Origin of the sequence: Kinneretia sp. DJ1R-11 (genome assembly GCF_025717595.1) — a bacterium.
Taxonomy (GTDB): Bacteria; Pseudomonadota; Gammaproteobacteria; order Burkholderiales; family Burkholderiaceae_C; genus Paucibacter_A.
Window position 1 is genome coordinate 53,172 of record NZ_JAJIRR010000018.1, and the last position, 12,512, is coordinate 65,683.

The following is a 12,512-nucleotide window of genomic DNA, read 5'->3' on the forward strand; positions in this document are numbered from 1 at the left end:
GGCCTTTTCTTTTGCATGCAAACTGCTTGCGCTTGGGCTCAGTCCGACTCGCCGTCGCCGCTCGGTGTCTCATTGTCCTTGCTGGCCTGCCGTGCCAACTCGGCTTCGAGCGGGCGCAAGGCGTCGATCAGGGCTTCGGGTGGCTTGGGCTCTGTCAAACGGAAGGACGGCGGCGGCAAGGCGCTCAGGTAATTGGGGCCGAACCAATGCTGCTGCTCCAGGCGGCGCGCCACTGTCAGCACCAGCAAGGTGAGCAGACCGGCCGCCATGGCCAGGCCCAACCAGCGCCGCGCGCGGGGCCAGACCAGGATGGCATGCCACCAGAGCAGGGCCGCCACACCGAGCGGGAAGACCAGGGCATCCACCACCATCAGGCGCGGCACATTCAACGCGTAAGCCAGCAAGGGCAGACTCAGGCCGAGCAGATGCAAGCCGGTCAAGCCGACCAGGGCCCGGCGCAAATGGCTGGCAAAAGGGAAGCGGTGCTGGAAGAGCTGGGTCACCAAGGACCACAGGGCAGCCCAGCCGAGCAGAACGGCCAGCGGCAGTAGCACGGCGCCGCTGTAGTCCACCCAGGGCGAGCCCGGGTTGAGCAAGGACCATTGGTCAAACCAGAGCAGGGCCAGCCAGAGGCACAGGAGGCCGGGAACCCAGGCCGCGGCAGCCTTGGCGGCGCGCTGCTGGTGTGCTTGCATGGGCAACTCAGGAGCCAAAACTTCAGCACTGCTGCGCCAGCGCAGATGGGTGGCACCGAGCTGGAAAGAGGCGGCGGCCGGCATCGTTGCCACCTCGCCGCCGCCCATGCGGCGGTCATCAAGCCAGCCCCCGTTCAGGCTGGGCAACAAGCGCAGGCGTGGGCCCTGCTCGTCCCAAAGCAGCTGCGCATGTTCGGCCGCCACATGGCTGTCTTCCAGCACCACATCACACAGGACGGAGCGGCCAATCAAGGCCGGCCATTGCTGGATACGCTGGAGCGCGTGGACCTCGCCGTCGCGGCCCAGCACCTCAATCACCGCGATGCGCTGGTCTTCTTGCCGTTCCATGCAAAGCCCTCCAAGTAATGCGCGCTCAGTTTCAGCGCGTTGTCAAAGCTAACGCCGCGGGCGTCGAAACGGCCAAGCGCGCCTTCGGTGCTGGCATCCACCGTGGTCACCAGCACGCTCAAATCATGCAGCCCGGCCAGCTTGCGGTAAGCACGCAGGCAGACCACGGCGCGCAGGGGCAGACCGTCACGGTCAACAAACTCCTCTTTGCAGAATGGCGCCGTGCGGTCCTTGTCATTGCGGCCCAGGCGTTCATTGCGAAAGCTGGCCGAGTACTGCTTGGCAAAGCGGATGGCCCCGAGCTTGCCGCCGTCATAGGCTTCGTGCGACATGTCGAGATAGCCGGTCTGCATGGCGTCGCTGACAAACACGGCATGCTCCATGCGGCATTGCGAACGCTGGAACTCCAGACCCTTGCTGTCCGCAGGCGTGCCGCGGCCCCAGCAGCGCATGAACTGCTCCTGCGGCACCGGCAGCTGGTAACGGCTGTGCCCGGCTGAGGACCAGGGCTGCTGAATGAAGCGCGCGCTGAGCTCATCCTGATAGCGCAGCAACTGTTCGCGCAAGCGCGGCCAGGCCGGGGTGTTCATGGGCTTGGCCGTGCGGCTGCGCTCGAACAGCTGACGGGCAAAATCACCGGGCACGAGAAAGCTCATCTGCTGGGCGAAGAACATGGCCGATACATTGACCCCGACCACCTGCCCGTCTTCGTCGACCACCGGTCCGCCGCTCATGCCCGAATTGATGCTGCCCGAGTAATAAATCAGCGGGTCAAAGCTGCGCTCGACCAAACCGTTGAAGGTGCCCTCGACCACGGCAAAGGCCACGTCGTGCGGGTTGCCCATCGAGTAGATGCGGTCGCCCTTGGCCAGCGGCCGCTCCACCGGGCGGAAGCTCAGAGCACCCCGCCCTTTCAAGGCACCGGCGGGCGCACGCAGCAGGGCCAGGTCGCGGCGAACGTCGAAATCCAGCAGCTCCAGCTGACCTTCCTGACCCTCGGTGCTGGCAAAGCGCAGGCGATAACGCTCAGGCTCCAGGGCAAACTGGCTGATCACGTGGTAGTTGGTCAGCACATGGCCATCTTCGCTGACCAGAAAGCCCGAGCCGACCGAAGCCTGGCTGTCCTGGTTCTTGAGCAGGGTGCGGATCTGCAGCAACTGGCTGCGCGTGCCCTCGTAGACACGCCGGGCCGTCGCCGAGACGGCCGCCGGTGGCGCCGATGCGGCTGCGGCAGGCGCCGGCACTGACGCTGGCGTGGGCTCAGGGGCCGCCTGGCTGACGGCGCCGCAGAGCAGCAGGCCCAGCGTCAGCAGCCCGCGCCAGGACGGCGCGTGCCGCGCCGGATTCAAGGTCGTCAATTGCAAGAGGAAGCTCCTCAAGTTCCAGGGAAGCGGCGATGCTAGCCGGTTTGCGCGCCCGGCATGGGCCGGAACACGGCGGCATCGACATAGAAGTTGGCGGCTTCATTGCCGGGCCACCAACCGGGCACGCCCAGAACCGGCAGCGGCAGGAAAGGTTTGCTGGCCAAGGCCTCCTCCGCCATCCAGGCCCCGGGCCGCGCGGGATCGGCCTTCTCGGGCAAGAGCAGAACATGGGCGCAGATGGGCTTGCGCGGGAGCATCAGCTTTTCCAGCAAGGCATGGCCGAACAGATGCAGCCGCGCCTGCTGCCACAAAGGCCGCAATGGGCCGAACAAACGGAGCCAGTCGCGCTGACGCAAGGCCTCTACGAGCGCTGGGGGCGCTTGCAGAAAGGCCGCGTTTTCGTCGAACAAGGTCAGGGCATCGCGCAGCGGCCCGCGCTGGGTCTGCACGCCACCGCTCTCGGCCAAGGCCTGCTCGTGCAGCGCATTGAGGCGGGCCTTGATGGCCGGCCAATGCAGCCAGATCAGACCGTTGAGCAAGTCATGCGCGTTGTCGCGCGTGGGCACCCGGGCCGTGCGGTGAATGAAGGCCTCGTAGGCTTCACCCTCGGGCAGCTCGTCCTGGTCAACAAAGCGCAAGGCACCGGCCGAGAGCTGGATAGGCTGCGCGTGCAGCTGGTCGTTCAGCGCCTCGGCGACGCTGGCGCCTGCAGCCAGGGCGGCACTCAAGACCTGACCCCGCTGCCGGTAGGGCGCCAGCCAGGCGGCGTCCCAGTCGATGTCCGCCGAGAGCCGCGCGTTCAGAGCAGCTTCCAGCCCAGGGTTTCGCCTCCGCGCAGCGGCTTGATCTCGGCCGAGCCGAAGGGCACGGCGCTGGGCAGGGTCCAGTCCTGTTTGACCAGGGTGACCTGGCCGGCGTTGCGCGGCAAGTTGTAGAAGTCGGGGCCGTTGAAGCTGGCAAAAGCCTCCAGCTTGTCCAGCGCACCCATGGCCTCGAAGGCTTCGGCATAGAGCTCGAGCGCCGACATGGCGGTGAAGCAACCGGCGCCGCAGACCGAGTTTTCCTTCATTTGCGAGGCGTGCGGCGCACTGTCGGTGCCAAGGAAGAACTTCTTGCTGCCCGAGGTGGCGGCCTCGATCAAGGCACGGCGGTGCAGCTCGCGCTTGAGCACGGGCAGGCAGTAGTAATGCGGGCGCAGGCCGCCGGTGAAGATGGCATTGCGGTTGTAAAGCAGGTGTTGAGGCGTCAGCGTCGCGGCGGTGAAGTCGTCGGCGCTGCTGACGTAATCAGCCGCTTCCTTGGTGGTGATGTGCTCGAACACCACCTTGAGCTCGGGCATGTCGCGGCGCAGCGGCTGCATCACGCGGTCGATAAACACGGCCTCGCGGTCGAAGACATCGATGTCCGGGTCGGTCACCTCGCCGTGCACCAGCAGCAGCAGACCTGCGCGCTGCATGGCCTCCAGGGTTTTGTAGGTTTTGCGAATGTCGGTCACGCCGGCATCGCTGTTGGTGGTGGCGCCTGCAGGGTAAAGTTTGAGGGCGACAACACCGGCGTCTTTGGCGCGCTGGATCTCCTCGACCGGCGTCACGTCGGTCAGGTACATGGTCATCAGCGGCTGGAAGCTCAGGCCTGCGGGCACGGCAGCGAGGATGCGCTCGCGGTAGGCGATGGCTTGCGCGGCCGTGGTCACCGGCGGGCGCAGATTGGGCATGATGATGGCGCGGGCGAATTGGCGGGCTGTGTAGGGCAGCACGCTTTGCAAGGCTGCCTCATCCCGGACATGCAGATGCCAGTCATCAGGCCGGGTGATACTCAAGGTCTGAGGAGCCGCCGAGACGGCCGCAGACGAGGAAGAAGATGTGGAGGGGGAAGATGTATGCGCCATGAGCTTGATTGTCCCAAATCCTGCCGCGCCCGGGGCGGCTGTGCCGGTCGCGGCCTGGGCGCAGCCAGCTTGGCCGCATCACAAAGCGGACCTGGCCAGCCATGAATGCAACGCCAACCATGGACCCCGAGCTGCAACGTGCCTATGGTCTGCTCGATCAAGGCCAGCTGGCAGCCGCCCGCGACTTGGCTCAGAACTGCCTGGAAACGGCCCAAGAAGACGAGTTGGCCACCAGCCGCGCCGCCATCGCCTTGGGCCTGATCGCCGCCTACGACTCTCGCCACGAGGAGGCCATGCAACGCTTGCTGCCTCATGTGCCGGTGCTGGAGGCGACCGAAGCACGCCATGAATTAGGCCGGGCTTACAGCGTCCTCGGCTTCTCGCTCGGCATGCTGGGCGACCCCGAGCGCGGCCTGGAATGGGCCAGCAAGGCCTTGGCCCTGGCCGAACAGCAAGGCGCGGCACGTGAGCTGGTGCGGGCCCACTTGAATCGCGCCGTGCTGATCAGCCAGATGGGGGACTGGCAGCTCGCAGAACAAAGCCTCAGCGTCGGGATTGAGCAAGCTCAGGCCCATGGCTACGGCCTCTCGGCCTGCGCTGGTCTGTCCAATTTGGCCGAGATCCATCTGACCCAGGCCTTGCGCTGCAGAGAGCTCCATGACGACGCGGCCGCCGCCCGCCATGCCCAGGACTGCAGCCGCTGGTACGAGCGAGCCGCTGAGGCCTGCATCCTGCACGGCCAAAAAAGCATTCTGGGCGAGACCCATGTCAAGCATGCCCGCGCCCTGGTCTTGCAGGGGCAGCTGACCGGCGTGCCGGCTTTGCTGCAACTGGCCGCCCCGGTCGCCGCCGAAAACGCGGCCCTGCGCGCCGAGCTGGGCTTGACACGCGGCATGGCCGCAGCCGAAGGCGGCCGCGAGCAGGAAGCTCGAGAGGCCCTGGAGCGCGCACTGCTGACCGCTCAAGAATGTCGCGAACCGGATTTGACCCATCAAATTCTGTTTGAGCTCAGCCACCTGGAGCGCAGCTATGGCCATCTGCAGGCGGCCCTGCAGCGCTACGAGCAACGCCATCAGCTGATGATGGAACACTACAAGCGCCGCCTGCGCATGGTGGCCCGCAGCGCCGAAGTCTGGGCCGAAGCCGAACAGGCGCGCCTGAGCGCGCGCGCCGCCATCCAGCGCGAGGCCGCGCTGATCCGCAGCCAGGCCGAGCTGATGGCACGCGCAGCCCAGCTGCAACAAGACGCCATGTGCGACGGGCTGACCGAGTTGCTGAACCGGCGCGGCCTGGAGGCACAGGCGCGCGCCTTCTGGGACGCCGGCCCAGAGCTGAGCCAGCTGACCCTGGCCTTGATCGATGCCGACCATTTCAAGCATGTCAACGACCAATGCGGCCATGCGGTCGGCGATGCCGTGCTCAAGCAACTGGCCCGGCTGCTGCAGCAGGACATCCGCGCCAGTGATGTGTTGGCGCGCCTGGGTGGCGAGGAATTTGTGCTTCTGCTGCCGGAACGCCCCCTGGGCGAGGCCCGCCAGATCTGCGAGCGCGTGCGTCAACGTGTGGCCGATTTCGACTGGTCGCGCTGTGGCACGTCGCAGCCGGTCAGCGTCAGCATCGGTGTCGCCCAGCGCCAGCCCGGCGATGACCTGGAGGCTTTGCTGTGCCGAGCCGACAAAGCCATGTACTCGGCCAAATCGGGTGGGCGCAACTGTGTCCGCGAGGCAGGCATTTGACGCTGTCAAGCAATGCGAACAAGTTCGCAAAGCCCATGCGACTCGCGCCAGCGGACAGACGCGAAGCATGGCAGCATCAACCGGCCCCGAGTGCAGCAGCTCGGCACGTCTAACTTGCCGCTTCAGGAGTGCAATTCATGCGATCGACCCCCTTGCGTTTCAACCCTGCCATGGCCCTGCTGGCTTCGCTTGGCCTGGCAGCCTGCAGCAGTGTGCCCTACGAAACTCCGGGACCTGCCGCCAAGGAAATGATCTATGCCGTCACCAGCACGCAGCAACTGATCCAGTTCAACGCCGGCCAGCCGCAAGTGCTGCTGAGCAGCAAACCGCTGCGTGGCCTGGCGCCGCAAGAGCGCCTGCTGGGCATCGACTACCGTGTCGCCAAAGGCCAGCTCTATGGCCTGGGCGCAAGCGGCCAGCTCTATCGCATCAACACCCAGGACGGCAGCGTCAGCACCGTCGGCACACCCTCAGCCCTGCCTTCTGACGGCGCGCAGGAATGGGGTTTTGATTTCAACCCGACCGTGGACCGAATCCGCGTGGTCAACGACGCCGGCTTCAATCTGCGCCTGCACCCTGACACCGGCGCGGTGGTGGACGGCAATGCCGAGCAGCCCGGCTTGCAATTCGATGGTCGGCTGGCCTTTGACGCCGGCGATGTGAACGCCGGCAAGCCAGTGGGCATCGTCGCCGCGGGTTACAGCTACAACAAGCGCGACGAAAAGATCACCACCAACTACGCGCTCGAGGGCCGACAAGGACTGCTGGTACATCAGGGCAGCAAGGAAGGCGTGCAGCCCATGATCTCGCCCAACAGCGGCCGACTCTTCACCATCGGCTCATTGGGATTGGGCTCCTTCGAGCGGGCCACACTCGATGTTTCGGATGTGTCGAACACGGCGTATTCGGCAATCAGCCGCGGCGCCAGCTCGGTTTGGTACCGCATCGACCTGGAGACCGGCAGGGCCACGCGCATCGGCACGATTGGCGGCGGCGCGGCAGTGGTGGGGGCGGCAATCGAACCTTGAGGTCGCGGCATGGCTTTCGCTGGCAGGCCGTGGTTACGCAGGGACCCACTTGTCTTGTGGGCTCAGCCAGGCCGCGCGGGACGCGGCCCGGCCTTCGCCGGGCGTCGGTGGGTCCGCAGGGACCCACTTATCTTGTGAGCTCAACCAGGCCGCGCGGGACGCGGCCCGGCCTTCGCCGGGCGTCGGTGGGTCCGCAGGGACCCACTTCGGTCCCGGCTCAGTGCTGCAGGATCTTGGCCAGGAAGTCCTTGGCGCGCGGTGAGCGTTCTTCGGGTTTGCCGAAGAAGTCTTCGCGCTTGCAGTCTTCGACGATCTTGCCGGCGTCCATGAAGATGACTCGGCTGCTGACCTTCTTGGCGAATCCCATCTCGTGGGTCACGCACATCATGGTCATGCCTTCCTGGGCCAGCTTGACCATCACGTCGAGCACCTCGCCGACCATTTCCGGGTCAAGCGCCGAGGTGGGCTCATCGAAGAGCATGACGATGGGGTCCATGCTGAGCGCCCGCGCAATGGCCACGCGCTGCTGCTGGCCGCCGGAGAGCTGACCCGGGAACTTGTCCTTGTGCGCCGACAGGCCAACGCGGTCCAGCATCTTGAGGCCTCGCGTCTTGGCCTCGTCGGGCGTGCGGCCCAGGACCTTGATCTGGGCCAGAGTCAGGTTCTCGGTCACGCTGAGGTGCGGGAACAGCTCGAAATGCTGGAACACCATGCCGACACGCGAACGCAACTTGGGCAAATTGGTCTTGGGGTCGGCCAGCGAGATGCCGTCGACGACGATGTCACCCTTCTGGAAAGGCTCCAGCGCGTTGACGGTCTTGATCAGGGTGGACTTGCCCGAACCCGAGGGGCCGCAGACCACCACCACCTCGCCTTTTTGGATGCTGGTCGAACAGTCGGTCAGCACCTGGAAGCTGCCGTACCACTTGGAGACGTTTTTGATGTCGATCATTTGAAATTCCTCTACGGCGCATCAGCGGATGATGGCGATCTTCTTTTGCAGGCGGCGCACCAGCATGGACATGCCGAAGCAAATGGCGAAATAGACCACCGTGGCCACCAGATAGGTCTCGACCGGACGATTGAAATTGCGCCCTGCGGTCTCAAAACCCTTGAGCAGGTCATAGGCACCGATGGCGTAGACCAGGGAGGTGTCCTGGAACAGGATGATGGTCTGGGTCAGCAGCACCGGCAGCATATTGCGGAAGGCCTGGGGCAAGACCACCAGCTGCATGGTCTGGCTGTAGCTCATGCCCATGGCGTAACCGGCATGGGTCTGGCCCTTGGGCACGCTCTGGATGCCAGCACGCATGATCTCGGCGTAATAGGCCGCTTCAAACAAGGTGAAGGTCAGCACCGCCGAGATCTCAGCACCCAGCGGCCGGCCGATGACGAAGGGGATCAGCAGGAAGAACCACAGAATCACCATCACCAGCGGAATGCTGCGCATGGTGTTGATGTAGCCGGCGGCCGGCAGAGCCAGCCAGGGTTTGCCGGACAGGCGCATCAGCGCCAACACCGTGCCCAGGGCGATACCGCCAACCATCGCGACCAGCGTCAGCTGCACCGAGAAGTAAAAGCCCTGCAGCACATAGCTGCCAATGACGGGCCAGTTGAGAAAAGTGAAATCGAGATTCATTGGGCGCTCCCCACCATGCCGGGCACGCGGGCACGCAATTCAATGAAACGTGCCAAGGCGAAGATCGCGATCGACGATACGAAATAGAGGCCGGTCACAGCCAGATAGATCTCAATGCCGCGTGAGGTTTCCTCCTGGGCCTGGCGAGCAAACATGATGAGCTCGGGCACCGAGACCGCAAAAGCCACGGCCGAATTCTTGACGATGCCCATGGCCTCGCTGGTCAGCGGCGGGATGATGATTCGCAGGGCCACCGGCAGCAACACATAGCGGTAGGTTTGCGGCAGGGTCAGACCCATGGCCAGGCCGGCATTGCGCTGGCCACCGGGCAGGCTCTGGATGCCGGCCTTGACCTGTTCGGAAATACGCGCCGAGGTGAAGAAGCCCAGGCCCAGCACCACCAGCAAAAAGCTGGGGACCGTTTTGAGCACAGGCACCAACTCTGGAATTACGAAGTACCAGAGGAAGACCTGGACCAACACCGGAATATTGCGAAACAGCTCGGTCCAGGCATCGCCGATCAAGACCAGTGCGCGGCTGGGCGTGGTGCGCAAGATACCGACCAGCAAGCCAAAGAACAGCGCCACGATCAAGGCCAAGCCTGACACCGACAGCGTCCAACCCCAAGCCGACATCATCCAATCCAGGTAGGTGATTTCGCCTGCATTGCCCATGCAACGCGGCATCACCTCCTGGTCTATGGTGTTCTTACAGAACACCTGCCAATCCCAAGTCGTCGCCACAGCAGCTCTCCGATCAGAAAAACAGCGAGGCCACCGGGCGCGAAATCCCGGCAGCCTCGTTCATGCAGACAGCAAAAATCCGTCTGGATTCAGCTTGCGCTGCTCAGCGCTCACTTCTTGGCGTAGTCCTCGGCGGGCTTGTCGTTCGGGTGAGCCCAAGCGTTCTTGGTGTTGTCGTTGACCGCCATGCCCACCTTGGTGTTGGTCGGGGGGATGGGCTGTTCGAACCACTTGCTCCAGGTCTTGGCGATGTCGCCCGACTTCATCTGAGCCATGATGCTGTCGTCCACGGCCTTCTTGAAAGCCGGGTCATCCTTGCGGATCATGATGGCGATCGGCTCGACCGACAGCACTTCGCCAACGATCTTGAAATCGGCCGGCACCTTGGCCTTGGCGATGTTGCCGGCCAGGATGGCGCCGTCCATGACGAAGGCGTCGGCACGGCCCGACTCCAGCAGCAGGAAACTGTCAGCATGGTCCTTGCCGAAGACTTCCTTGAAGTCCACGCCGGTCGCGCGCTCATGCTTGCGCAGCAACTGCACAGACGTGGTGCCGGTGGTGGTGGCGACGTTCTTGCCGTTCAGCTGAGCAATGCTGGTGATACCCGAACTGGCCTTGACGGCGATACGAACTTCCTCGACGAAGGTGGTGACCGCAAAAGCCACATCCTTCTGGCGGGTCGCATTGTTGGTCGTGGAACCGCACTCAATGTCTACGGTGCCGTTCTGCACCAGCGGAATGCGGTTCTGTGAAGTGACCGGCTGGTACTTCACATCCAGCTTGGCCAGGCCCAACTGCTTTTGCACATCGGCCAGCACCTTCTGGCAGATCTCGACGTGGTACCCCACGTACTTGCCATCACCGAGGGTGTAGGACAAAGAGCCCGAAGACTCGCGCACACCCATGGTGACGCTGCCGCTGTCCTTGATTTTCTTCAGCGTGTCCTGAGCCTGAGCCAGGCCGGTGGCTGCGAACAGGGCGAGTACAAGCAGGGATTTCTTGTTCATGAAAGAGCACTCCAGAATCAAAAGACTTCAGTTGCGGGATGAGAAAAGCGGCGGCCGCAGGCGATGACAGAGCAGACCACGTGCGGGGCTGCAGCCAAATACGTGTTTTTACGAAGCCCCCGACAGCAATCGCGGGCATTCAGACGGATTTTTGCTGCTGGGTGAGGAAATCCCAGAGCGCTTGCACACCTGGCTTGCTGCGCCGGCACAGCTCTGGCCGCTCGCGGTAGATGCGCAGCTCCATGGTCAGTTCGAACTGACCCGCAGGCGCGGCTTGCACCAGACGCTGAGCGTGGAGCTCCTTCTTGACCGAACTGGCCGGCAAGAAGGTCAGCCCGTGCCCCTCCAGCGCCATGGCCTTCAGGCCCTCGGCCATATCGGTTTCGTAGATGGCGTCCAAATTCAAGGGCAAGGGCGAGGCCTTGACGATCAGCTCGACCAAACGACCCAAGTAGGCACCCGAGGCATAGCTGAGAAATGGGATTTTCTGCCCCGGGTGCCCGGGCAAGCGAAACATGGGCTCACCATGGGCGTCGGCGCGCGCATAGGCCGCCAGAGTCTCGTGACCTAAGGAGGCCATCTGATAGCGCTCGGGGTCCAGCTGCAAGGGCTGGCTGGCGTGGTGATACACGATCAGCAGGTCGCAATTGCCTTCGCTGAGTTGCAACATGGCGTCGTGCACGTTCAGGGCATTGAGGCGGCACTTCAGGGCTCCAAAGCGCTGACGCAGATCCATCAGCCAATGGGGAAAGAAGCTGAAGGCCAGAGAATGCGGCACGGCAAACTCAATCATGTCCTGCCCAGCAGACTGGTGGCTGCGCAACATATTGCGCGTCGCCTGGAGATTCCCCAAGATCTCCACGGCCTGCGCCAACAAGGTTTCACCTGCCCCGGTCAGCCGCGTGGGGTAGGAGGAGCGATCGACCAAGTCCACGCCGGCCCAGGCCTCGAGCGCCTGGATGCGGCGCGAGAAGGCCGGCTGGGTGACATGCCGAAGCTGGGCAGAGCGCGAAAAGCTGCGCGTCTCGGCCAGGCTGACGAAATCTTCAAACCACTTGGTTTCCACGGTTTCAGTGTAGCCGCGCTGACCATCCCCCATGAAAACCCTCTGCCGCTTGAATTTCCGGGCACGCAGCCCCCTCAAGTGGAGGGGGCCAGGTCATGCCATCCGTGCATGTCTGTGATTACAGTCGAGCCCAGGGGAAAACGGACACCACGGTAGCTTCGCAGGATGCAGCCGTCACCCGGCATCACTGCAACTCACTACCCATCAATCAAATCAACGGGATAGGTTATGAACGCTCTCAAGACAATGGTGGCATCTGCCGTGCTGGCCCTTGCTGCACCGGCCTTCGCAGGCACCGTGATTCCTCAGCTGACGTTTGAGACGATCGGCGATATGACGAATCTGAGCCAAGCGGGCAACAACCCTTACGCTGCTCTCGGCATCGGCTTTTCCGGCAATGCATTCGGTATTCGCAGCGCCCGCGATGCCGGTGGCTCGGGCAATTTTTTCCGCGACCCGATGAATTTGGGCGCTCTGGCGATGTTCAACGACAGCCCGACGCAAGAGAACGTGCTGACCCTGACAGTCGCAGGCGGCTTTGCAGATTTCTTCTCGATCGAGTATGCAGGAAAGCTCGGTGCCAGCGGGCGGGCTGCTGTTTATGACGAAAAAGGCAATTTGCTCGGCATGGAGCAATTCAAGCCGCCGGCAGGTTCTTGCCCCAGCAGTACCGACGATCTGTGCGTGTGGGACATCACCAAGTTTGAGTTCAACGGCGTGGCCCATACGATCAAACTGTTTGGAAGCACCGCGAACTACTTCTTCGACAACATCCAACTGGGTCAACCTGGCTCGACCGTGCCTGAGCCCAGCAGCTTTGCACTCGGCTTTGCAGCCTTGGCCGCCTTGGGCTTGAGCCGTCGCCGCAGCGCTCGCTGATTTCAAGTTGTAGTTTGTAGGCCAAGCCCGTCCAGGGCATAGAGCCACCTCAAACGCCGGACCTGGCAACAGGCCCGGCGTTTTGCATGCTGCACGCCGTTCTTGCTGACGGTTTCGCC

Annotated in this window: 12 protein-coding genes; 3 read left to right on the forward strand and 9 right to left on the reverse strand. The window is 63.7% G+C overall.

Annotated elements, in window-relative coordinates; genetic code table 11:
* Positions 1-38 precede the first annotated feature (38 nt).
* The 4 genes from LNV23_RS22035 to pyrC all read right to left on the reverse strand — a co-directional run bounded on the left by LNV23_RS22035 (position 39) and on the right by pyrC (position 4,295).
* Positions 39-1,043, reverse strand: a complete 1,005-nt coding sequence (locus LNV23_RS22035) for an FHA domain-containing protein (RefSeq protein ID WP_263564969.1) — start codon at positions 1,041-1,043, stop codon at positions 39-41.
* Positions 1,010-2,407 (reverse strand): S1 family peptidase, encoded by a 1,398-nt coding sequence (locus tag LNV23_RS22040; RefSeq protein WP_263564970.1) that lies wholly within the window; start codon positions 2,405-2,407, stop codon positions 1,010-1,012. The genes LNV23_RS22035 and LNV23_RS22040 overlap by 34 nt, the downstream gene beginning before the upstream one ends.
* Before the next feature lie 35 nt (positions 2,408-2,442).
* Entirely contained in the window at positions 2,443-3,135 is a 693-nt protein-coding gene (locus LNV23_RS22045) for a DUF3025 domain-containing protein (RefSeq protein ID WP_263564971.1), read from the reverse strand.
* A 71-nt stretch (positions 3,136-3,206) separates the two neighbouring features.
* Entirely contained in the window at positions 3,207-4,295 is a 1,089-nt protein-coding gene (gene pyrC / locus LNV23_RS22050; RefSeq protein ID WP_263564972.1) for a dihydroorotase, read from the reverse strand.
* A gap of 101 nt (positions 4,296-4,396) precedes the next feature.
* On the opposite strand from pyrC, the gene LNV23_RS22055 reads away from it, so the two are divergent.
* Positions 4,397-6,031 (forward strand): GGDEF domain-containing protein, encoded by a 1,635-nt coding sequence (locus LNV23_RS22055; protein WP_263564973.1) that lies wholly within the window; start codon positions 4,397-4,399, stop codon positions 6,029-6,031.
* A 137-nt stretch (positions 6,032-6,168) separates the two neighbouring features.
* On the forward strand, positions 6,169-7,059 hold the full coding sequence (locus tag LNV23_RS22060) for a DUF4394 domain-containing protein (RefSeq protein WP_263564974.1): 891 nt from the start codon (positions 6,169-6,171) through the stop codon (positions 7,057-7,059).
* A gap of 217 nt (positions 7,060-7,276) precedes the next feature.
* On the opposite strand, the gene LNV23_RS22065 is transcribed toward LNV23_RS22060, so the two are convergent.
* The 5 genes from LNV23_RS22065 to LNV23_RS22085 all read right to left on the reverse strand — a co-directional run bounded on the left by LNV23_RS22065 (position 7,277) and on the right by LNV23_RS22085 (position 11,514).
* A complete protein-coding gene (locus LNV23_RS22065) occupies positions 7,277-8,011 on the reverse strand; it encodes an amino acid ABC transporter ATP-binding protein (RefSeq protein WP_263518867.1) in 735 nt (244 codons plus the stop codon).
* 21 nt (positions 8,012-8,032) lie between these two features.
* Entirely contained in the window at positions 8,033-8,698 is a 666-nt protein-coding gene (locus LNV23_RS22070; protein WP_263564975.1) for an amino acid ABC transporter permease, read from the reverse strand.
* Complete coding sequence (locus LNV23_RS22075) at positions 8,695-9,384, reverse strand: amino acid ABC transporter permease (protein ID WP_263564997.1); 690 nt, start codon at positions 9,382-9,384, stop codon at positions 8,695-8,697. Before LNV23_RS22075 ends, LNV23_RS22070 begins: the two co-directional genes overlap by 4 nt.
* A gap of 167 nt (positions 9,385-9,551) precedes the next feature.
* Positions 9,552-10,448 (reverse strand): transporter substrate-binding domain-containing protein, encoded by an 897-nt coding sequence (locus LNV23_RS22080; protein ID WP_263564976.1) that lies wholly within the window; start codon positions 10,446-10,448, stop codon positions 9,552-9,554.
* Positions 10,449-10,587: 139 nt separating this feature from the next.
* A complete protein-coding gene (locus LNV23_RS22085) occupies positions 10,588-11,514 on the reverse strand; it encodes a LysR family transcriptional regulator (protein ID WP_263564977.1) in 927 nt (308 codons plus the stop codon).
* A 246-nt stretch (positions 11,515-11,760) separates the two neighbouring features.
* On the opposite strand from LNV23_RS22085, the gene LNV23_RS22090 reads away from it, so the two are divergent.
* A complete protein-coding gene (locus LNV23_RS22090) occupies positions 11,761-12,393 on the forward strand; it encodes a PEP-CTERM sorting domain-containing protein (RefSeq protein WP_263564978.1) in 633 nt (210 codons plus the stop codon).
* The last annotated feature ends 119 nt before the right edge of the window (positions 12,394-12,512 follow it).

Excerpts from the sequence above, each read along its gene's own strand:
- LNV23_RS22075 (WP_263564997.1), bottom strand. The coding sequence starts at position 9,384 with ATGCCGCGTTGCATGGGCAATGCAGGCGAAATCACCTACCTGGATTGG.
- LNV23_RS22065 (WP_263518867.1), bottom strand. The coding sequence starts at position 8,011 with ATGATCGACATCAAAAACGTCTCCAAGTGGTACGGCAGCTTCCAGGTG.
- LNV23_RS22080 (WP_263564976.1), bottom strand. The coding sequence starts at position 10,448 with ATGAACAAGAAATCCCTGCTTGTACTCGCCCTGTTCGCAGCCACCGGC.
- LNV23_RS22070 (WP_263564975.1), bottom strand. The coding sequence starts at position 8,698 with ATGAATCTCGATTTCACTTTTCTCAACTGGCCCGTCATTGGCAGCTAT.
- LNV23_RS22090 (WP_263564978.1), top strand. The coding sequence starts at position 11,761 with ATGGTGGCATCTGCCGTGCTGGCCCTTGCTGCACCGGCCTTCGCAGGC.
- pyrC (WP_263564972.1), bottom strand. The coding sequence starts at position 4,295 with ATGGCGCATACATCTTCCCCCTCCACATCTTCTTCCTCGTCTGCGGCC.
- LNV23_RS22035 (WP_263564969.1), bottom strand. The coding sequence starts at position 1,043 with ATGGAACGGCAAGAAGACCAGCGCATCGCGGTGATTGAGGTGCTGGGC.
- LNV23_RS22060 (WP_263564974.1), top strand. The coding sequence starts at position 6,169 with ATGCGATCGACCCCCTTGCGTTTCAACCCTGCCATGGCCCTGCTGGCT.
- LNV23_RS22055 (WP_263564973.1), top strand. The coding sequence starts at position 4,397 with ATGAATGCAACGCCAACCATGGACCCCGAGCTGCAACGTGCCTATGGT.